The organism is Plantactinospora veratri (assembly GCF_036421995.1).
GTDB classification, from domain to species: domain Bacteria; phylum Actinomycetota; class Actinomycetes; order Mycobacteriales; family Micromonosporaceae; genus Plantactinospora; species Plantactinospora veratri.
In genome coordinates this window covers 25,215-45,594 of the sequence record NZ_JAZGQL010000007.1, presented here as the reverse complement: position 1 = coordinate 45,594, position 20,380 = coordinate 25,215, and the positions used below count along the sequence as shown (strand labels likewise).

The following is a 20,380-nucleotide window of genomic DNA, read 5'->3' as shown; positions in this document are numbered from 1 at the left end:
GGCACCGGCCCGTTCATCGGGACCCGTTCCCGGGCTGGACGGCCTCGGCGCGCAGCGCGTCGGCCACCTCCCAGGTGCGGTAGCGCGAGCCCTTCACCAGGACGACGTCGCCCGGCCGCAACTCGCGGCGCAGCGCCTCGACCGCCGCCGCCTGATCGGTAACCAGCACCGACTCTCCTCCCCAATTCGCCATCGCCACCGCGCCGTCGTGGATCGGCGCGGCCGGCTCGCCGACCACGATTAGCCGGTCGACGCCCAACTCGGCCGCGAGCCGGCCGACCTGCTCGTGCCCGTCCCGTTCGAAATCGCCCAGCTCGGCCATGTAGCCGAGCACCGCGAAGGTCCGCCGCCGCTCGCCCATCCCGGCCAGCGCCCGCAACGCCGCGGACGTCGAGGCGGGGTTGGCGTTGTAGGAGTCGTCGATCACCGTCACCCCGTCGGTGCGGTCGAAGACGTCCATCCGGCGGGTCGAGGGCAGGCCGAGCCGACCGAGCGCCTCGGCCAACTCGGCCAGCGGCATCCCGAGTTCCCGGGCCACCGCCGCCGCGGCGAGCGAGTTGCCGACCTGGTGCCGGCCGCTGATCCCGAGCCGGACCGCCGCCCGCCCCTCCGGCGTGACGAGGGTGTACGACGCCCGCCCGCGATCGTCCAGGCTGACCCCCTCGGCCCGCACCTCGGCGTCGGCGGCCTCGCCCACGAGCACGGTCCGGGCGGCGGTGCGGGTCGCCATGGCGCGTACCCGCTCGTCGTCGGCGTTGAGCACCGCCAGCCCGTCGGCCGGCAGCCCCTCGACCAGTTCGCCCTTGGCCTGGGCGATCGCCTCCTGCGAGCCGAACTCGCCGATGTGCGACACGCCCACGTTGAGCACCACCGCGATCCGGGGCGGCGCGATCTCGCAGAGGTAGCGGATGTGGCCCAGCCCCCGGGCACCCTTCTCCAGCACCAGGAACCGGGTCTCGGCGTCGGCCTGCAACGCGGTGTACGGGTGCCCCAACTCGTTGTTGAACGAGCCGGGCGGCGCCACGGTGGGACCGAGCCGGCTGGTGAGCTGGGCTACCAGGTCCTTGGTGGTGGTCTTGCCCGACGACCCGGTCAGCCCGATCACGGTCAGTTCGGGGAGCCGGTCCAGCACCGTCCGGGCCAGCCTGCCGAGCGCGGCGCGGGCGTCGGCGACCAGCACCATCGGTACCCCGTCGACCGGCCGGGAGCCGAGCACCGCCACCGCGCCGCCGGAGGCGACCGCCGCCGCCGCGAAGTCGTGCCCGTCCACCTTCTCCCCCGGGAAGGCCACGAAGAGCCCGCCGGGGCCTGTCTTGCGGGAGTCGAACTCGACCGGGCCGGTGACCCGCAGGGTCGGGTCGGCCGCCACCAGCCGGCCGTCGATGGCATCGGCCACCTCGGACAGGGTCAGCGGGATCATCGACGCCCCTCCACCAGGTTGCCGAACCGGGCGGTGAGCGCGGCGGCCAACTCCACCCGGTCGTCGAACGGGTACGTCCGGCCGGCGATCTCCTGACCGCGCTCGTGCCCCTTGCCGAGTACCGCGACCACGTCACCGGGCTCGGCGAGCCGTACCGCCTCGTCGATCGCCGCCCGCCGGCCGGCCACCTCGCGTACCCGGTCCGGGCCGGCGTCCCGCTCGGCCCCGCGCCGCACCTCGGCCCGGATCACCCCGGGGTCCTCGCTGCGCGGATTGTCGTCGGTGACCACCACCAGGTCGGCGCCGGCCGACGCGGCGGCACCCATCAGGGAGCGCTTGCCGTGGTCCCGGTCGCCGCCGGAGCCGAGCACGCAGATCAGCCGGTTGCCGGCGCTGGTCAGGTCGCGCAGCGCGGTCAGCGCCGCCACCACCGCGTCCGGGGTGTGCGCGAAGTCGACCACCCCGCGCACCGGGCCGGGCGCCGCGACGAGTTCCAGCCGGCCGGGAACGCCCGGGCAGGCGGCCACGCCCCGGGCCGCGACGGCCGGGTCGACGCCCGCGCCGGCCAGCACGGCGATCGCCAGCAGCGCGTTGGCCACGTTGTGCCGGCCCGGCAGCGCCACCCCGGCCTCGACCGCGAGCCCGTCCGGGCCGTGCGCGGTGAAGGTCTGGGTGTAGCCGGACTCCCGGACCGCGTCGGCCCACCAGGTCGCGGTCGGGTCACCGGCGGCCGAGTACGTGACGGTGCCGGGCTTGCGCAGCGGCGCGAGCGCCGGATCGTCGTGGTTGAGCACCTCGACGTCGCAGCGGCCGTCGAAGAGCCGCGCCTTGGCCGCGAAGTAGTCGGCGACGTCGGCGTGGAAGTCCAGGTGGTCGTGGCCGAAGTTGGTGTAGCCGCCGACGGTGAACCGCACCCCGCCGACCCGCCCCATCGCCAGGGCGTGGCTGGAGACCTCCATCGCCACCGCGGTGACGCCGCGTTCCCGGGCCGCCGCGAGCATCGCGTGCAGGTCGGTCGCCTCGGGGGTGGTCCGGACGCTCTCCACCACCAGGTCGCCGAGCCGGCACTCCACGGTGCCGATCAGCCCGGTGACCTCCCCGGCGGCCCGCAGCCCCGACTCGATCAGATAGGTGGTGCTGGTCTTGCCGGCGGTGCCGGTGACCCCGACGACGGTCAGCCCGGCGGTGGGGTCGCCGTAGACCGCGCTGGCCAGCTCGCCGAGCACCGCACGCGGCTCCGGCACCACCAGGGCGGGCAGCCCCGCCTCGGCCGCCGCCGGGGCGCCGGCCGCGTCGGTGAGTACGGCCACCGCGCCGGCCGCCGCAGCCGCGGCCGCGAACTCGGCGCCGTGCCGGCGGGCGCCCGGAAGCGCCGCGTAGAGGTCGCCGGGGTGGACCTCGCCGCTGGCATGGGTCACCCCGGTGACAGCCAGGTCGGCGGCGTCCGGGGGCGACTCGGCGGCGACTCGCAGGGCGAGGTCGGTGAGCCGGACCGGCGTCACGGCGCGGGGACGGGGATTGCCGGGCACGGCGTCAGACCCTACCCCGTCGGGGGGTCCACCCCGCACAGCCGCCCCGGTGGTTTGCCCGCACCCACCGATGATGTCCCGTTTCGGCAGGTCAGCGCGGATAGACGACGAACTTGGGTGGCGGGGTGCCGGTGGCGGGCACCCGATAGTGCGCAAGTACGAACTCCATCATCTCCTTGAAGGCCGGTGCGGAGACGTCTCCGCCGCCGCCGGACGGAGTGTGCGCGAAGACCGCGATGACGTAGCGCGGGTCGTCCGCCTGGTCCATCCCGATGAAGGAGGCGACCTCGCCGGGGGCGTACCGGCCGTCGACCACCCGCGATCCGGTGCCGGTCTTGCCGGCGACCCGGTAACCCTCGATCGCCGCCTGTCTGGCCGTGCCGCCCTCGATGGTCACCGGCGCCTCCAGCAGGGTACGCAGCGCGGCGGCGGTCTCCGGCCGGAGCACCTGCCGGGTCTGCGGTGCGGGTACCTGCTTCCGCTTGCCGTCCGGGCCGATGATCTCACGTACCAGGTGCGGCTGGATCCAGGTGCCGTCGTTGGCGATCGCGGCGTACGCGGCGGCCATCTGCAACGGCGTGACGTCGACGCTGTGCCCGATCGGCACCGACCCGTACGTCGAGCCGCTGTATTCCGACGGTTTGAGCACCCGGCCGGACGCCTCGCCGAGCACCCCTTCCCCGGTCGGCCGGCCCAGCCCGAACCGGAGCTGGTACTCGTAGAGTTTCTCCGCGCCGAGCCTGTCGGCGACCCGGATGGTGCCGACGTTGGAGGAGAACCCGAGCATGCCGGCGACGCTGAGCTTGCGGCCCTGCACCGGGTGGGTGTCCCGGAACGGCTGGTCACCCTTGCGGATGCTGGACGGCGTCGGCCAGGCGGTCTCCGGGGTGATCACCCCTTCCTCCAGCCCGGCGCCGAAGACGATGGCCTTGTGCACCGATCCGGGGTCGACCACGAAGCTGGTGGCCGCGTCGTTGCGGTCGCTGGCCTTGTATTTCCGCCAGTCGGCGGCGTCGTAGGTCGGATAGCTCGCCTGGGCCAGCACCTCGCCGGTGCGTACGTCGAGCACCACGGCCGCCCCGGTGGTGCCGTTGACCTCCTGCATCCGCTTGGCGAGGATCCGCTGCACCATGAACTGGAGGTCCCGGTCGATGGTGAGTTGCAGCGAGCTGCCCGGCCGGGCCGGGGTGACCCTGCTGTAGCCGCCGGGGATCTCGGCGGCCAGTTCCCCCTTGCCGACCTCGTACTCCCGCTCGCCGTTCACGCCGCGCAGCAGCTCGTCGTAGCGGGCCTCGATCCCCTCCAGGCCGACCCGGTCCTGGCTGGTGAAGCCGAGCAGGTTGGCGGCCAGGTCGCCGCCGGGGACCTCGCGCCGCTCGTCCCGCCCGGTGCCGATGCCGGCCAGGTTCAGATCCATGATCTTCTCGGCGGTGGCGACCTCGACGCTGCGGGCCAGGTATTCGAAGTTTGACGGGCGTCCGTCCGGCCGCTTCCGCTTGCGCATCTCCTCGGCCAGTTTCGAGGCGGGGATGCCGAGCCTCGGCGAGAGCGCCGCGGCGGTCCGGACCGGGTCGTCGACGAGTTCCGGGTCGGCGTAGACGTAGCGGGCCTCGACGCTCTGCGCCAGCGCCGCCCCGGAGCGGTCGTAGATGGCTCCCCGGGGGGCGGGCAGGACGACGGTGCGCAGCCGGTCGCCGACGCCGCCGCCGTCGTACTCCGGGGCGTCGACGACCTGGAGCGCGACCAGCCGGATGCCGATGGTGGTGAACATGGCGAGCGCGAGCAGCGTGCCGAGTCTCAGTCGCCGGTGCGCGTCGGCCAGTCGGGGTGGCCGGCGGGGTCGCCGGGCCGGGCGGCGGGCGGGCGCCCCGGCGGGCGTCCGGTTCGGGCCGCCGGCCGGGTCGGGCGTTCGCCGCCGGACCGGCTTGGCGACGTCGGCGCCCCGGACCGGGCGCGGGGTGATGGTGCGGCCGGTGCCGGTCGGCGCGCTGCGCCGGCCGGTCCGGGTCGCGCCGGCACGGCCGCCGTCGAGCACCTGCAACGCCGGCCGGAACGGGTCGGCCGACCGTCCGGTTCTGGGGGTACGCCGGGACCGGCCGCCCTGCTCAGCGGAGCCGCCGACGGATCCGGGCGTACGCCGCAGTTCCGGGGTGTCCCGCACGGTCCGCCCGCGCGGGGTGTAGGCCCGTGCGTCGGAGATGCCGCCCAGCCCGGAGCCGGACCGGCCGCCCTGCTCGGCGCCGCGTTCGGGGTCCCGGCCGGCACGCGACGAGCCGCGCCGGGACACCGAAGCGTCCCGGCGCGGCTCGTCGGACCGCGGCGTCACCGGGTCATCCCCCGGCGCCCTGCTGGCTGGTGATCGCCGGCTCGCCGCCGGCCGGTTGCGGCACCCCGATCACCCGGCCGTCGGGCAGCCGGATGAAGGCGGGCGGCCCCGCGTCGACCAGGCCGAGTTGGCGGGCCCGGGCGGTGAGGTTGCCCGGCACCTCGGCGTCGGCGATCTTCTGCTTCAGCTCCTGTTCCTGGATGTCCAACGTGGACTGCTGCTGTTGCAGCCGTTCCAGCCGGAACGCGTTCTCGTTGACCTTGCTGTTGACCACCAGGATGCCGAGCATCCCGCCGACCACCAGCACCAGGATCAGCACCACGAAGGAGACCCGGGGTCGGGCCACCGGCAGCGGTGGCGCCACCCGGAGCCGGGAGCGCCGGGCCGGCGTCGCCGACTCGGATGCCCCCTCCGGCCGCTCCTCGGAGCTGTCCCAGACCCGCACCGCCGGCTGCTCCCAGTCCTGCTCCCGCAGCGCGGCACTGCCCTGGGTCGGATACCGTCGTGCCCCCCGCACCTGGGCTTCCGACGCCGGGTTCGACCGGCCGCCGCCCGCCCGCTGCGCCCGCTGCACCGTGGTCCGGCCCCCCGACCGCGGTGTGCGCTGCTGCGCGTCGCGCGTCGCGTCGGGCTGTTCCCGGCGCTCGCGCTTGTTGACGTTCATCTTCCCTCCCCCTGTACTGTCGTGCCGCCGCCGTCGGATGCCGGCAGCGACATGTCCCGTCGCGCTCCGTCGGATCCGCCCGGTGCCCCCGCACCGGCCGGACCTGTTGCCCCGACGACTCGCCCGGGCCGTTCGCGGCTGGCCCGCCTCGTCGTCGTACTCGTACCGCCGTCCCGCTCGATCCGTTCGGCCGCCCGCAGCCGCACCGATGCGGCCCGCGGGTTGGCCTGGACCTCCGCCTCGCCCGGCAGCTCAGCTCCCCGGCTGAGCAGCCGCAGCATCGGCCCGGTACCGGGCAGTTCGACCGGGAGGTCGACCGGCCCGGTGCTCCGGGCACGCCCGGCGAACACCTGCTTGGTGATCCGGTCCTCCAGGGTGTGGTAGGACAGCACCACCGCGCGACCGCCCACGGACAGTGCGTCCAGGGCGGCCGGCAGCGCCGTTTCCAGCGCGGCCAGTTCCCGGTTTACCTCGATCCGTAAAGCCTGAAACGTCCTCTTGGCCGGATGTCCGCCGGTTCGTCGGGCTGGTGCCGGGATGGCCTCCCTGACCAGTTCCGCCAACCGGGCCGACGAGGTGAGCCGGTTGCGCTCCCGCTCCCGGACGATCGCCGAGGCGATCCGGCCGGCGAACCGCTCCTCGCCGTAGACCCGGAGCACCCGGGCCAACTCGCCGTGCGAGTAGCCGTTGACGACCTCCTCGGCGGTCGTACCGGCCGACTGGTCCATCCGCATGTCCAGCGGCGCGTCCTGCGCGTAGGCGAACCCGCGATCGGGCGCGTCGAGTTGCAGCGAGGAGACGCCCAGGTCGAACAGCACTCCGTCCACCCGGTCGTGGCCGAGCCGCTCCAGCACCTCGGGCAGCTCGTCGTAGACCGCGTGCACCAGGTGGATCCGGTCGGCGTACCGGTCGAGCCGGGCCCGCGCGTGTGCCAGCGCCTCGGTGTCCCGGTCGAGTCCGATCAGGACGGTGCGCGGATGCGCGGCGAGCACCGCCTCGGCGTGCCCGGCCAGCCCGAGGGTGGCGTCGACGTACACGGTCGTCCGGTCGTCGGCTCGGTCCAGGGCGGGGGCGAGCAGCTCGAGACATCGCTCAAGCAGCACCGGCACGTGCGTACCGCGTAGCTCCCCCATGTCGACCCCCAGTGAACCCTGTCTCGTCCGGACGTGCCCGGTATCTGTCGCGCTCGTCGTACCGCCAGATCCCCATCCGCTCTGCTCCTCCGGGCCGACCTTCGGACCTTCGGAGGATCGCGCCTGGCACCGGGGAAGAGGCGCCAGGAACCTCGAGCGGGTGGAGATCTCGCAGTACGTCGGGCGTCGGCACGCGCCGCCCTACAGTCCGCCGGGCAGCACCCCCTCCTCGATGTCGGCGAAGTCCTCTTCGCTCTCCGAGAGGTAGGTCTCCCAGGCCCGCTTGTCCCAGATCTCCACCCGGGTGCTCGCCCCGATCACCACCAGCTCACGGTCCAGCGCGGCGTACTCCCGCAGGTGGATCGGGATGGTGACCCGACCCTGCTTGTCCGGGATCTCGTCGTGCGCGCTGGCGAAGAAGACCCGGCTGTAGGCCCGGGCCGCCTTGTGCGTCATCGGCTGCTCGCGCAACTGCCCCGCGATCCGCTGGAACTCGGGCATCGGGAAGACGTAGAGGCAGCGCTCCTGCCCTTTGGTGATCACGACACCTCCCGCCAGCTCGTCCCGGAACTTGGCCGGAAGGATCAGCCGGCCCTTGTCGTCCAGGCGCGGGGTGTGCGTGCCGAGAAACACCGGCCCAACCCCCTCGCCCTACCAGCGGCGTTCGCGGCGCCGCTGCCCCCCGGGCCGGCGGGCCCTCCTGGCCCCCCATCGCGCCCCACTCTACTCCACTTCCCTCCACCCGCAACCGGAATCGCCCGGAAAGACCGGCTGTCCGCCGGATGAAACCGCACGTCAGATGGGGTGGCCGGCGGTGGAGGGAAATGGGCCTCCCGGCGCGAAGGTCCGCTATCCGACAGCGGTACGCCGGTAGTACGACGCCCGGATATAGAGGTTTTTTCCGACCCATCCGGGCACCCCGACGCCCCCGGTGGAGCGGAGTGGAGAGGGAGGTGGAGGAAAAATCAACGGCGGGCCGCCACGTCCAGGGCGGCACGGACCGGATCTCCGCCCCACCGGCTGGCGAACGCGTCGATCACCACCCAGCCGGCCTGGACCAGCGCCCGGTGCCGGGCGATGTGCGCCGCCGGGCCGGCCGGATGGGCGACACAGTTCAGCCCGATCGCCGACCCACCGGTACCGACGCAGAGATCCACCGTCCAGCGCCCGACCGGATAGCGGCGCCGGACCGGCAGCCCGATCCGGGCCAGCTCCACGCCCAACTCACCAGGCCAGCCGTCCACCTCCGACGACGGGGCCGGCGCGACGCCGGCCCGCGCCCACCCGGACTCCGGGGCGCTGCCGTCCACCGGGCCGGCGGACCTGGTGGCGACGGCGACCGGACCGGCGGCGAGCGTGGCCGCGACGGCGACCGGCTCGCCGCGCGGCTCCGGCGGCAGCGCCGCGTACCGCAGATAGTCGCCGAGCAGGCCGTTCGGGGCGGACTGCGAGGTCAACACCACCATCCGGCGCCGGGCCCGGGTGACCATCACGTTGAAAAGGTTCGGGTCGGTCAGGAACCGCCGCCGCCCGGCGGGGACCGGATCGGTCACCGCCAGCGACACGATCACGGTCTCCGCCTCGCTGCCCTGGAACGAGTGGACGGTGCCGACCCGCAGCCCGAGCCGCTCGATCTCGGTCACCGGAAACGCCGCCACCAGCGCCGATTCCAGCGCGTCGGCCTGGGCCCGGAACGGGGTGATCACCCCGATCCCGACCCGGCCCGCCTCGGCCAGCCGGCGGACCTCGGCCACCGCCGCCGCCACCTCGGCCCGGTTCACCCCGGCCTCGGTGGGCTCCGCCGGCACCGCCAGCACGTCGATCACGTCCGCCGTCTCGTTGCCCGGATGCCGGGTGGCCACCGCGATGCGGTCGTCGTAGAAGCGGTGCGCGGAGAACTCGATCAGGTGCGGGGCGCAGCGGTAGTGCTCGTCCAGCCAGCTGACCGGGGCGGCCCCGGCGGCCAGGTCGAAGGCGCTCACCCGGCGTACGTCGACCCGGTTGTCCAGGCCGTACCGCCGCAGGGTCGCCGCCACGTCGACGTCGGCGACGAACGAGACGAACCGCAGTTGCCGGGGATCGCCCACCACCAGCGCCCGGCGGGCCCGGGCCAGGGCCGGCGCCGCCCGGATCTGGTCGGTGTGCGACGCCTCGTCCATGATCACCAGGTCGAAGAGCCCGGCGATCGGCGGCAGCAGTTCCTCGACGTCGGTGACCGTACCGATCCAGAGCGGCAGCGCCCGGACCAGCGACTCCCCGCTCAGTTCGGCGAGGAGTTCCCGGCGCCGGTTGCGACCGGCCCGCAGCGCACCGGCCAGCGCGGCCGCGCTGCGGCGGCCGGCCGGGTCCCACCGGTGCGGGCCGCGGCTGCGATGCCGCATCGCGGTGCCGAGCGCCGCCGACAACCGCTGCCGTGCCGCCGCCAGCTCCGGCCAGAGCGGACCCGGGTCCACCCCGCCGACCGTCGCCAACCGCGCCGACGCCACCTCCGCCCGGGCCGCCGCGATCGCGTCGTCGAGCCGATCCAGCGGCACCGTCCGGGCCGCGCCCAGCCGGCGGCGCAGCAGGCGACCGGGCGGTCCCGGCAGCCAGCGCCGCCACCAGGCATCGGCCGAGGCTCGGACCCCGCCGGCCGCCCGGGCCGCCGCCGCCAGGTCCGCGCCGGGTTCGAAGGCACCGGGTACGTCGAGTCGCAGCCCACCCACCACCGGCGCCCAGCGCTCGGCCTCGCCGGCCAGCAGCTCCAGGTCGAGCAGCTCGGTGAGCTGGCCGGTCACCCGCTCGACCTCGGCCGCCGCCTCGGCCACGGCGGCCCGGTCCGCCTCCAGGGTCGCCGCCGTCACCTCCGTGTCGACGGTCAGCTCCAGCGAGGTCGCCAGCGCGGACCGGCGTTCCGCGTCGCCGAAGAGCACCGGTCGCGGGCCGGGATAGCGCTCCAGCAGTTCGCCGAGTACGTCGGCGGCGTGCGCCGACTGGGTGACGACCAGTACGCTCCCGCCCCGGTCCACCACGTCCAGTGCGGCGGCGACCACCGCGTGGCTCTTCCCGTTGCCGGGCGGACCGGAGACCACGGTCACCGGCTGGTGCCGGACCCGGCGTACCACCTCGGTCTGGGCCTCGTTCAACGGCAGCGGGGAGTCGACCGGCCCGGCGGCGTCGGCCGGGCCGGGGGCGTCCGGGGCGGCGGTGCCATACACCACGGCCAGGGCGGTCGACTCGACGCCGGGGCGGGCGGCCCAGGCGCGCAGCCGGTCACCGAGCGCCAGTCCGGCGACGTCCCGCACGCTGAACAGCACCGCCGAGACGTAGAGCACCGGCGGCCGGGCCGGAAAGCTCGCCCGACCGGTACGCCGGACCCGGTCGAACTCGCGTACCGACAGGCCGGCGGCCCGGGCGACGGTGCGCAACCACTCCTCGCCGCCGGTACTGGCCAGCCACCCGGGGCCGCCCAGCCCCGGCGCCACCTCCAGCCGGGCGGCCAGGTCGCGGTCCTCGACCAGCGGGGTGATCTCCAAATCCCCGGCCGGGACGACCCGATATCCGCGCAGCGTCCGCTCCAGCCGGACCGGCTCGCTGAGCAGTGGGAACCGCACCTTCCGGGTAACGCCGCCGGTCTCGACCACCCCGGCGACCAGGCCCCAGCCCCGGCGCAGGGTGCGAACGTCGCGGTGCAGCAGATCGGCCGCGGCCAGCCGGTCCACCTCGCGGGACTGCCGGCAGGAGTCGGGATCGGCCAGCCAGATCAACGGCTGGCCGGGACGGGTCACGTCGAGCACCCGCTCGGGGGCGGCCGGGGCGAGGTCGGCCAGGGCCCGCAGCACGGACGCGACGGAGGGGCTCATCGGCAGCCGAGCGTAGCAACCGGGTACGCCCCGGGTCGGGCCTCGGTCGGGTCGCCGGGCAGTTGCGCGACCGGTACGGACAAGCAGGTCGCGCAGACCCCGGTCGCCGGCATCCGGGGCCGGTGGACACGCTCCGGGCCGGTCCGGCGGGACCCGGCCGGTCGCCGACCGCGTCCCGGGTCGTCCGGTACTTTCGTGCGCCGGTCACCCACCCGGCGCCGTCCGGTAACCTCGCTCGCGTGACGGACGGGAAGATGCCTCTCCGGGCGAAGGTGGCCAGTTCGGTATCGCGGACCGCCGCGGCCCTGTCCCGGGCTGCCGGCCGGGGCGACGGCTCGGTGATCGGCGGGTGGATCGGTCTCAAGATCGATCCTGATCTCCTGGCCCACCTGTCGTCCGGCCGGGCCATCGCGCTGGTGTCGGGCACCAACGGCAAGACGACCACCACCCGGCTGACCGCGGCGGCGGTCGGCGTACTCGGCCGGGTGGCGACCAACTCGTTCGGGGCGAACATGCCCACCGGACACACCTCGGCGCTGGCCAAGGCCGGCAGCACTCCCTATGCCGTGCTGGAGGTCGACGAGCACTACCTGGCCCAGGTGCTGGAGGCGACCGAGCCACGGGTGGTGGCACTGCTCAACCTCTCCCGGGACCAGCTCGACCGGGCCAAGGAAGTGGCGATGATGGCCCAGCTCTGGCGGGCCGCGCTGGTCCGGCACCCGTCGGTACGGGTGGTCGCCAACGCCGACGACCCGATGGTGGTCTGGGCGGCGACCCCGCCGGCGACCCGCAGCCCGGAGCTGACCCCGGCACCGGTCACCTGGTTCAGCGCCGGCCAGCGCTGGCACGACGACTCCTGGGTCTGCCCCGAGTGCGGCTCCCCGATCGAGCGGCTGGCCGACCAGTGGTGGTGCACCGGCTGCTGGCTGCGCCGGCCCGAGCCACAGTGGGTGGTCGAGGACGACGGCGTGGTCGACCCGGCCGGTGACTGGCACAAGGTGGTCCTGCAACTGCCCGGCCGGGTCAACCTCGGCAACGCGGCGACCGCGCTGGCGGTGGCCGCCGAGTTCGGGGTACGCCCGACCGACGCGGTGTCCCGGCTCGGCGGGGTCGCCTCGGTCGCCGGCCGGTACGCCCAGGTGGTCAGGGACGGCCGGACGATCCGGCTGCTGCTGGCGAAGAACCCGGCGAGCTGGCTGGAGGCGTTCGACATGGCCGAGGAGGCGCCGACACTGCTCTCGATCAATGCCCGGGATCCCGACGGGCTGGACACCTCCTGGCTGTTCGACGTCGACTTCGCCCCGTTGCGCGGGCGGCAGGTGCTGATCACCGGCGACCGGGCGTACGACCTCGCGGTCCGGCTGGACATCAACGGGGTGCCGTTCCAGCACGTACGGACCTTCACCGAAGCGATCACGAGCGTCCCGCCGGGGCGGCTCGAGGTCATCGCCAACTACACGGCGTTCCAGGACATCCGAGCGGAGTTGGACCGTGTCGACTGATCCCGTCTACCGCACGCCCGGCCCGGCCGGTGGGGAGAGCAACCTGCGGATCGTCTGGATCTATCCGGACCTGCTCTCCACCTACGGCGACCGGGGCAACATGCTGATTCTGGCCCGACGGGCCGAGCTGCGCGGCCTGCCGGTGGAGTGCATCGAGATCCGTTCCGACCAGCGGCTGCCGGTCTCGGCCGACATCTACCTGCTCGGTGGCGGCGAGGACGGCCCGCAGGCGCTGGGCGCGCAGCGGCTGATCGCGGACGGCGGGCTGCGCCGGGCCGCCGAGCAGGGCTCGGTGGTCTTCGCGGTCTGCGCCGGCTACCAGTTGCTGGGCGGCTCGTTCTTCGCCAAGGGCACCAAGTGTGCCGGCCTCGACCTGCTCGACCTGCACTCGGACCGGGGACCGTCCCGGGCGGTCGGCGAGATCGCCGGTGCCATCGACCCCCGGCTCGGGCTGCCGCCGCTGAGCGGCTTCGAGAACCACGGCGGGCGTACCCACCTCGGCGCCGGGGTCTCCCCGCTGGCCCGGGTCAGCACCGGGATCGGCAACGACGGCAACACCGAGGGTGCCTGGCGGGGCAAGCTGCTCGGCACCTATTCGCACGGGCCGGCGCTGGCCCGCAACCCGGCCCTGGCGGACCTGCTGCTGCGCTGGGCGATCGGGGTGCCGCAGCTACCGCCGCTGGACGACACCTGGTCGGAGCGGCTGCGGGCCGAACGCAGCGCGGCGCTGGCCGCCGCCCGGCAGTGAGCCCTTCGCCACCTCAGGATCCGGGTCCGGTGGACCGCGAGGCCGGACCCGGTGCGTGAGCGGCACGCGGTTCAGGTCGAAGGTTCGGTGATCGGACGTGTCCGGGGGCTGCTCCGGCAGCGGTCGGTCGCACGGTTCACCGTACTGCTCCTGGTGCTCGGCCTCTTCGGGCTGGTGCTGCTGCTCGCGCCCCGGCCCGAGGTGGCCGAGCTGCCCCGGCTGGCCGACCGGCTCGGCCGGCTGGCACCGGTCGCGGCGATCGGCGGCGGGGCGCTGCTGCTGGTCGCGCTGGTGCCCCGGACGGCGATCACGGTGGTCTGGGGGGCGATCTTCGGGCCGCTGCTCGGTGCCGGCTACACGCTGGCCGCCGCCCTGCTCGCCGCGCTCGCCGGCTTCGCGGTCGGCCGGCTGCTCGGTCGGGAGTTCGTCGCGGAACGGGTACGCGGCCGACTGGCCCGGCTCGACGGCTGGTTCGCCCGGCAGAGCGTGCTCGGGGTGGTCAGCGTACGGCTGATCCCGATCGGCGGGTTCGGGCTGGTCAGCTACGGCTACGGCACCACCGGCGCGCGGCTGGCGCCGTTCCTGTTCGGCAGCGTGCTGGCCGCCACCCCGTCGGCGTTCGGCTACGCGGCGGTGGGTGCGGCGGCGGTCTCGCCGGACGAGGTGAACTGGCTGGCGGTCACCCCGGGCGCACTGGGCCTGGTCGCCACCGCCGTGCTGGCGGTGCGCTGGTGGCAGGCGGAACGCCGCGCCGGAGCAGGCCGCGGGTCCGGGCCTGCCGGCGACCGGCAGCCCCGGGTCGACCACCCGGCGACGAACCCGGAGTAGTCGACGCCCCGGACACCCGCAGAGAGCATTAGCGGCACATTGTGCATTTCGCGGTATTTGCCCTATAAGGACTCTTCGTCGATAGGCTGATCGCACCACCGTCCTCCGGGAGCGGCAGCCCGCGAGGACGGATGGCCGAGCCTCACCCCGGGGCCGGGCGACCCCCGGCCCCGGCGGTGGGCGTTCCCGCCGGGCGCGATCTCCGCGCAGCGATGGTCAGCGAGGTGACGGGTGAAGTCGTACGCCGAGACAGCCGGTGCGGTCGAGGTCGCCGACACCGCCGTCGTACGCGGCCCGAACGCGACCGTCGTCCGGCTCTCCGTCAACGGCACCATGCGGAACATCCTGATCGAGCCCCGGGTCAGCCTGCTGGACGCGCTCCGCGACCGGCTCGACCTCACCGGCGTGAAGAAGGGCTGCAACCAGGGCGCCTGCGGTGCCTGCACGGTCTGGGTCGACAAGCGGCGGGTGCTGGCCTGCCTCACCCTGGCGATCACCTGCGAGACCCGCGAGATCACCACGATCGAGGGGCTCTCCGACGGGGTGAACCTGCACCCGATGCAGTCGGCGTTCATCAGCCAGGACGCCTTCCAGTGCGGATACTGCACCCCCGGACAGATCATGTCGGCGGTGGCGTTCCTCGCCGAGGGGCACGCCGACGACGACGGCACGATCCGGGAGTGGATGAGCGGCAACATCTGCCGGTGCGCGGCGTACCCGAACATCCGGGCCGCCATCCGGCAGGTCCGGGACGAGGCCGGGACGGATGGGCCCGATGCGACCGGTTAGCTACTCCCGGGTGGCCGACGTCGCCACCGCGATCGGGACCGTCGCCGCCGACCCCGGCAGCACCTTCCTGGCCGGCGGCACCACCGAGGTCGACCTGCAACGCATCCACGTCGCCCCCGCGAAGCGCCTGGTCGACATCAACGACCTGCCGCTGCGGCAGGTCGAGGAGCTGCCCGGCGGCGGGGTACGGATCGGCGCCGTCGCCCGGATGAGCGACGTCGCCCAGGCCCTGCCGGTCCGGCGCCGGTTCCCGATGGTCTCCCAGGCGCTGCTGCTCGGCGCCTCACCGCAACTGCGCAACATGGCGTCGATCGGCGGCAACCTGATGCAGCGGACCCGCTGCGGCTACTTCCGGGACGTGGCGGCGCCCTGCAACAAGCGCGAACCCGGCACCGGGTGCAGCGCGCTGACCGGCGTCAACCGTGGCCACGCCGTCCTCGGCACCAGCGAGCACTGCATCGCCACCCACCCCTCCGACCTCGCCGTCGCGCTGGTCGCGCTGGACGCGGTCGTGCTCACCCAGGGGCCGGTCGGGCACCGCGAGATCCTCGCCGACGACTTCTATCTCGCCCCCGGTGACACCCCGGACCGCGAGCACCCGATCGCGCACGGCGAACTCGTGGTGGCCGTGCAGATCCCGCCGCTGTCGATGGCCAGTACCTCGACCTATCTGAAGGTGCGGGACCGGGAGTCGTACGAGTTCGCGCTCGCCTCGGCGGCGGTCGCCGTCTCGCTGGACGCCGGGGTGGTCACCGACGTCCGGCTGGCGCTCGGCGGTGTCTCCAGCAAACCCTGGCGGGCCCGCCGGGCCGAGTCCGTGCTCGTCGGCGCCCCGGCCACCGTCGAGTCGTTCCGGGCGGCGGCCGAGGCGGAAATGGCCGACGCGGTGCCGCACGGGATGAACGCGTACAAGATCGAACTTGGCCGGCGCACGATCGTACGGGCGCTGTGCATGGTCACCGGTGACGCCCGGATGGTCAGCGAGGACGGGAACCCGCCATGAACGGAGCGCGCAGATGAGCCCGGTGCTCGGGGCCGCCCTCGACCGGGTCGACGGCCGGGCCAAGGTCACCGGCGCGGCCCGGTACTCCGGGGAGCTGAACCTGCCCAACCTCGGCCACGCGGTGCTGGTCGGCGCCCGGGTGCCGAGCGGCCGGATCATCGGCATCGACTGCCGGCAGGCCAGTGTCGCGGACGGCGTGTACGCGGTGCTGACCCACCTCGACCTGCCCCGGGTCGCCACCCAGCCGAAGCTCTTCCCGTCGCTGGCCGGACTCGCCGCGCACGGGCAGAGCTTCTTCCCGATGCAGGACGACGTGGTGCACTACGCGGGGCAGCCCGTCGCCATCGTCGTCGCCGACACCGTCGAGCGGGCCGAGTACGCCGGCACCCTGGTCCAGGTCAGCTACGCCGAGACACCGTCGGCGACCCTGCTCGACCAGGTACGCGAGCAGAGCTACGAGCCGGAGCGGATCTTCGGCGGGCTGGTACCCGGCCGCAATCCCACCCGGGGCGATCCGGAGGCGGGGCTGCGCGACGCCGAACTGGGCCTCGACCTGACGTACGGGTTCGCGGCCAACCACCAGAACCCGCTGGAGATGTCGACGACCACGGTGGTCTGGGACGACGTCGACCGGCTCACCGTGTACGACTCGACCCAGGGGCCGACCGCCACCCAGCTCAGCGTCGCCGAACTCCTCGGCCTGGCCCCGACGCAGGTCCGGGTGGTGAGCCACTTCGTCGGCGGCAGCTTCGGGTCCAAGGCACTGATCTGGCCGCACGTCACCCTCACCGCGCTCGCCGCCCGCCAGGTCGGCCGGCCGGTCCGGCTCACCCTCAGCCGCGACCAGATGTTCCACTCCTGCGGGCACCGGGAGGAACAGGAGCAGCGGATCCGGCTCGGCGCCGGCCGCGACGGTCGGCTGGTCGCGTTCACCCACGACAAGATCTCGCTGACCTCGCACTTCGACGACTGGGCCGAGACATCCCTGGAGTCGGCCGCGATCACCTACGCCTCGCCGAGCTACGCCGGCGGCTACCGGCTGGCCCGGGGCAACACCATCACCCCGACCTTCACCCGGGGGCCGGGCGAGGCGACCGGGATGTTCGCGCTGGAGTCCGCGATGGACGAGCTGGCGTACGCCACCGGGATCGACCCGATCGAGCTGCGGCTGCGCAACCACGCCGACGTCGACCCCGACACCGGCAAGCCGTGGTCGAGCAAGGGCCTCAAGGAGTGCTACCAGCGCGGCGCCGAACTCTTCGGCTGGGCCGACCGCGACCCGACCCCCGGCGTCCGCTGGGAGGGACGCTGGCAGGTCGGCACCGGAATGGCCACCGCCGCCTATCCGGTGGCCGCCCCGATCAGCCCGCAGCGGGCCCGGGCCCGGATCTACCTCGACGGCAGCGCGGTCGTCGAGGCCGGCATCTCGGAGTTCGGCACCGGCGCGCTGACCGCGATGACCCAGGTCGCGGCGGACGGCCTCGGCCTGCCGGTCGACCGGGTACGGTTCCTCGGCGGCACCACCGACCTGCCGAACGTCGCCTCCGCGGTCGGCTCGGCGGGCTCGGGGGCGACCAGTTCGCCGGTACACCTGGCCTGCACCCAGCTTCGCGACCAGCTCGTCGGGCAGGCGGTGGCCGACCAGCACTCCCCGCTGCACGGCGCCGACCCGGCCGGGGTGGTGGTCCGGGACGGCCGGATGTGCCTGCGCGACCGCCCCGACGTCGGCGAGACCTACGCCGAGCTGCTCGGCCGGAACCACATCCCGGACGTCGAGACGGTCGGCACCTGGCGGCCGGTGCTACCGCCGATGACGGACCACGCGATGCACACCTTCGGCGCGCAGTTCGCCGAGGTCGCCGTCGACGCCGACCTCGGCCTGGTCCGGGTACGCCGGCTGGTCGGCGTCTTCGCCCCGGGCCGGGTACTCAACCGCAAGACCGCGCACAGCCAGCTGATGGGCGGCATGCTCTGGGGGCTGAGCCAGGCGCTGCTGGAGGCGACCCGGATGGACCCGCAGACCGGGCGCTGGGCCAACGCCAACCTCGCCGACTACCTGGTACCGGTGAACGCCGACGTCCCGGACGTGGTCGTCGAGACCATCGAGGTACCCGACGCGGTGGTGAACCCGCTCGGCGTGAAGGGGGTCGGCGAGATCGGCATCGTCGGCACCTCCGCCGCGATCGCCAACGCCGTCCACCACGCCACCGGGCGGCGGATCCGGCACCTGCCGATCACCGTGGAGGACCTGCTCTGAACGGCGGACCGATGTCGTGTCGGTCGGAGTCGTCGTCCGCGTTCAGGCTGACAGGTTGACTTCCCGAGCAACGCGGGAAGAACTGGCTCTCTGGGACCGGAGGAGCGTCACCAGCCCGGGGACGAGACGGTTCGCATAGGCTTCAGCAATCCAGATGTCTTCTTGAGACGGCAGGGGCGGCCACTCGTACCGGGAAGACCAGAAGCCGAAGGACAACCCGAGGCAGACCCCGTGCCGGACGTCGGGGACGGTAGATTCTCTGAGAACGTCGCCCAAGAGGATCAGGCGTTCCGGACCGATATCCCACGTAAGCTGACCACGGAGCTTGTCTACCGTCGCAGGATCCTCCTCGGCAATCATCGAGCAGATGTGGTCCAGTTTCTCGTCGAGAAAACGTAGGTCGTGGTAGACCAACGCGGTCAGCACGAGAAGGCCGCCGAAATCGCGCTTCCGCGCCAGCACCGCCAGGGCCACCTTGAGCGCTTTCACTCCCCATGCGTCGCACAGCCGCAGGAGGGCTGTCGTTTCAGGGCTGTCGTCCGCCGCCGATCGAAGCCTGGACTTCAGCTCCTTCCGCAGCCGCTCCTGTGGCTGAGCCAGATCAACGAGAGCATCGACCGCAGATCGGCGTGACACCGGAGAACGCAGGGCCAGGCAGTACTTCGCCCGCAATCGCGGACCCGGCCCCGGGATCGACGCGATCACCGACCGGCAACCGCCTGATCGTCGAGCGGCGCGTCGGCACCGAGTCGGGCCCCGGTGAGGTCGACCGGGCCGTGGAAGGTGGCGAACCCGCTGCCTGCGCCCAGGTCGAAGGCGGCCCACTCGAAGCAGCAGTCGGCGAAGCTGGTGGAGCCGTGGAACTGTGCCCCGACGAACTCGGCATATCCGCCCGCGCCGCCGCGCAGGTCGAGGTCGACCAGGGTGGCGCCGCAGAGTTGGAGATTCGTCCCCGGCCAGTACGGCTCGGCGGCCGGGCGCAGCCGCTCGGCGAGCACCTGTTGGGTCTCCCGGCGCAGCCGCAGCTCCTCGGCCTGGGCGGGGTCGAGGTCGCCGGTGACCAGGAACGGCAGTGGGGTACGCAGATAGGCGCAGAGCGCGTCGACGACCCGTTCCCGCAGCTCAGGGCGGGTATCGCCGAGTTCGGCCAGCAGGCGAAGGCCGGCCCGCCGGGTCTCGGGGTCCGGGTCGCCGAGTTGCCGGGCGTACGGGCGCACGTCCTCGTCCGGCACCAGCCGGCCGGTACCGGGTTGCACCGCCCAGCCCAGCGGCCAGTAGGTCTCGCCGTAGCCGTCGTCGTTCTCGTCGGACCAGTGCGCGCCGGTCAGCTCCACAGCCGGCTGGTCCAGGTGCACCCGGGCGGTGAACCCGGCTTCCCGGAAGTCGGCCGCCGCACCGAACCGGGCCAGGTAGAACCAGGCCGGGCCGGCGAAACGGGCACGCCGGAACGAGACCGGCCCGGCGAAACGCGCGCCGTCGCCGCCCTCCTCCCAGTCCTGGTAGTCCTCGATCAGCACGCCGACCGGCCACTGCGGATCGGTCTCGTTCGGCTCGTCCCAGGGCAGCGGGGAGAGTTCCTCGATTTCCTCCCAGGCCGGGTCGTCCTCCCAGAGGGTCTCCTCGCCCCGCCCGAACCAGGCGATGCCGCCGAACTCCGCACCAGCGAACCCGGCGGCGCCCCGGAACCGGGCCCGGCCGAAGACCGCCTCGTCGCCGAAGCGGACGCGGTCGAACCGGGCGTCGCCCTCGAAGACCGTACGCGGGAAGAGCGCCTCGCCGTCGAAGTTGGCGCCTTCGAAGGACGCCATGCCGACGAACCGGGTGTCCGCGAACCGTCCCTCGGCCAGCTCGCAGCCGCGCAGGTCGACGTCGACCAGGGTCGTACCGGACAGGTCGAGGCTGATCTCCGGCCACGGCCCGGGATCGCCGGGGCGCAGCCGGGCGGCGAGCAGGTCGAGGGCGGCCCGCCGCGGGTCGGTCTCCCGGTCCTCAGAACATGCCGTCCCCGCCGCCGAACGATCCGCCGGGCCGGTGGCCCGCAGATATTCGCAGACCGCGTCCGCCACCGGCTGCCGGAGTTCGGGGCGGCCGTCGGCGCGGGCCAGCAGCCGGCGTACCGCCGGAAGCCGGTCGGGCGACGTCGGCTCCGCGTCCGCCAGCGCGGCGAGGTCCGCCCGGTGTTCGGCCAGGTTCCGACCCGCCATGCCCGCCCCTCCCCGGCCACTCCGGCCTCGACACGCCGCCGGCGCCGCCCCGGCCCCGGCGCCGGCGCCGGAACGCACCTTAGCCGCAGCGGGCAACTGCGACCGCCGCCGACGCCCCGGCGCCGCCGGCAGCCG

The 20,380-nt window shown here is 73.9% G+C and carries 15 protein-coding genes; 6 read left to right on the top strand and 9 right to left on the bottom strand.

The genetic code is table 11. The annotated features are described in order from the left end of the window. Nucleotides 1–13: 13 nt before the first annotated feature. The 7 genes from V1634_RS10910 to V1634_RS10880 form a co-directional block, all read right to left on the bottom strand. The gene (locus tag V1634_RS10910) at nt 14–1,420 is read right to left on the bottom strand and encodes a UDP-N-acetylmuramoyl-tripeptide--D-alanyl-D-alanine ligase (RefSeq protein WP_331207647.1); all 1,407 of its coding nucleotides are present in this window, start codon (nt 1,418–1,420) and stop codon (nt 14–16) included. Beyond that, nucleotides 1,417–2,988, bottom strand: a complete 1,572-nt coding sequence (locus V1634_RS10905; RefSeq protein WP_331207646.1) for a UDP-N-acetylmuramoyl-L-alanyl-D-glutamate--2,6-diaminopimelate ligase — start codon at nt 2,986–2,988, stop codon at nt 1,417–1,419. Before V1634_RS10905 ends, V1634_RS10910 begins: the two co-directional genes overlap by 4 nt. Nucleotides 2,989–3,040: 52 nt before the next feature. Further along, nucleotides 3,041–5,275, bottom strand: coding sequence for a peptidoglycan D,D-transpeptidase FtsI family protein (locus V1634_RS10900; protein ID WP_331207645.1), 2,235 nt, complete (start codon nt 5,273–5,275; stop codon nt 3,041–3,043). Between the two features lie 4 nt (nt 5,276–5,279). Beyond that, on the bottom strand, nt 5,280–5,939 hold the full coding sequence (locus V1634_RS10895) for a hypothetical protein (protein ID WP_331207644.1): 660 nt from the start codon (nt 5,937–5,939) through the stop codon (nt 5,280–5,282). Next, complete coding sequence (rsmH, locus tag V1634_RS10890; RefSeq protein WP_331207643.1) at nt 5,936–7,072, bottom strand: 16S rRNA (cytosine(1402)-N(4))-methyltransferase RsmH; 1,137 nt, start codon at nt 7,070–7,072, stop codon at nt 5,936–5,938. Before rsmH ends, V1634_RS10895 begins: the two co-directional genes overlap by 4 nt. Nucleotides 7,073–7,273: 201 nt before the next feature. Further along, on the bottom strand, nt 7,274–7,705 hold the full coding sequence (gene mraZ, locus V1634_RS10885; RefSeq protein WP_203868527.1) for a division/cell wall cluster transcriptional repressor MraZ: 432 nt from the start codon (nt 7,703–7,705) through the stop codon (nt 7,274–7,276). Nucleotides 7,706–8,037: 332 nt separating this feature from the next. Continuing rightward, nucleotides 8,038–10,914, bottom strand: a complete 2,877-nt coding sequence (locus tag V1634_RS10880) for a DEAD/DEAH box helicase (protein ID WP_331207642.1) — start codon at nt 10,912–10,914, stop codon at nt 8,038–8,040. Nucleotides 10,915–11,168: 254 nt separating this feature from the next. Between V1634_RS10880 and V1634_RS10875 the strand changes: the two genes are divergently transcribed. The 6 genes from V1634_RS10875 (at nt 11,169) to V1634_RS10850 (ending at nt 18,041) form a co-directional block, all read left to right on the top strand. Beyond that, nucleotides 11,169–12,416 carry a Mur ligase family protein gene (locus V1634_RS10875; RefSeq protein ID WP_331207867.1) on the top strand — a complete coding sequence of 416 codons (1,248 nt, stop codon included), beginning with the start codon at nt 11,169–11,171 and terminating at the stop codon, nt 12,414–12,416. After that, entirely contained in the window at nt 12,406–13,164 is a 759-nt protein-coding gene (locus V1634_RS10870) for a type 1 glutamine amidotransferase (protein ID WP_331207641.1), read from the top strand. The genes V1634_RS10875 and V1634_RS10870 overlap by 11 nt, the downstream gene beginning before the upstream one ends. Before the next feature lie 87 nt (nt 13,165–13,251). Then, nucleotides 13,252–13,992, top strand: coding sequence for a TVP38/TMEM64 family protein (locus V1634_RS10865; protein ID WP_331207640.1), 741 nt, complete (start codon nt 13,252–13,254; stop codon nt 13,990–13,992). A gap of 333 nt (nt 13,993–14,325) precedes the next feature. Continuing rightward, a complete protein-coding gene (locus tag V1634_RS10860; protein WP_331207866.1) occupies nt 14,326–14,781 on the top strand; it encodes a (2Fe-2S)-binding protein in 456 nt (151 codons plus the stop codon). Then, complete coding sequence (locus V1634_RS10855) at nt 14,768–15,784, top strand: FAD binding domain-containing protein (RefSeq protein ID WP_331207639.1); 1,017 nt, start codon at nt 14,768–14,770, stop codon at nt 15,782–15,784. Before V1634_RS10860 ends, V1634_RS10855 begins: the two co-directional genes overlap by 14 nt. Nucleotides 15,785–15,797: 13 nt before the next feature. Then, nucleotides 15,798–18,041 carry a xanthine dehydrogenase family protein molybdopterin-binding subunit gene (locus tag V1634_RS10850; protein WP_331207638.1) on the top strand — a complete coding sequence of 748 codons (2,244 nt, stop codon included), beginning with the start codon at nt 15,798–15,800 and terminating at the stop codon, nt 18,039–18,041. Nucleotides 18,042–18,083: 42 nt separating this feature from the next. Here V1634_RS10850 and V1634_RS10845 read toward each other — a convergent pair whose 3' ends face one another. Together V1634_RS10845 and V1634_RS10840 are read right to left on the bottom strand one after the other, a co-directional pair. After that, nucleotides 18,084–18,746: a hypothetical protein gene (locus tag V1634_RS10845; protein WP_331207637.1), complete on the bottom strand. Its 663-nt coding sequence runs from the start codon at nt 18,744–18,746 to the stop codon at nt 18,084–18,086. Continuing rightward, complete coding sequence (locus tag V1634_RS10840) at nt 18,743–20,245, bottom strand: pentapeptide repeat-containing protein (protein WP_331207636.1); 1,503 nt, start codon at nt 20,243–20,245, stop codon at nt 18,743–18,745. The genes V1634_RS10845 and V1634_RS10840 overlap by 4 nt, the downstream gene beginning before the upstream one ends. Between the last annotated feature and the right edge of the window lie 135 nt (nt 20,246–20,380).

Excerpts from the sequence above, each read along its gene's own strand:
- V1634_RS10910 (WP_331207647.1), bottom strand. The coding sequence starts at position 1,420 with ATGATCCCGCTGACCCTGTCCGAGGTGGCCGATGCCATCGACGGCCGG.
- V1634_RS10850 (WP_331207638.1), top strand. The coding sequence starts at position 15,798 with ATGAGCCCGGTGCTCGGGGCCGCCCTCGACCGGGTCGACGGCCGGGCC.
- V1634_RS10860 (WP_331207866.1), top strand. The coding sequence starts at position 14,326 with ATGCGGAACATCCTGATCGAGCCCCGGGTCAGCCTGCTGGACGCGCTC.
- V1634_RS10880 (WP_331207642.1), bottom strand. The coding sequence starts at position 10,914 with ATGAGCCCCTCCGTCGCGTCCGTGCTGCGGGCCCTGGCCGACCTCGCC.
- rsmH (WP_331207643.1), bottom strand. The coding sequence starts at position 7,072 with ATGGGGGAGCTACGCGGTACGCACGTGCCGGTGCTGCTTGAGCGATGT.
- V1634_RS10895 (WP_331207644.1), bottom strand. The coding sequence starts at position 5,939 with ATGAACGTCAACAAGCGCGAGCGCCGGGAACAGCCCGACGCGACGCGC.
- V1634_RS10875 (WP_331207867.1), top strand. The coding sequence starts at position 11,169 with ATGCCTCTCCGGGCGAAGGTGGCCAGTTCGGTATCGCGGACCGCCGCG.
- V1634_RS10840 (WP_331207636.1), bottom strand. The coding sequence starts at position 20,245 with ATGGCGGGTCGGAACCTGGCCGAACACCGGGCGGACCTCGCCGCGCTG.
- V1634_RS10855 (WP_331207639.1), top strand. The coding sequence starts at position 14,768 with ATGCGACCGGTTAGCTACTCCCGGGTGGCCGACGTCGCCACCGCGATC.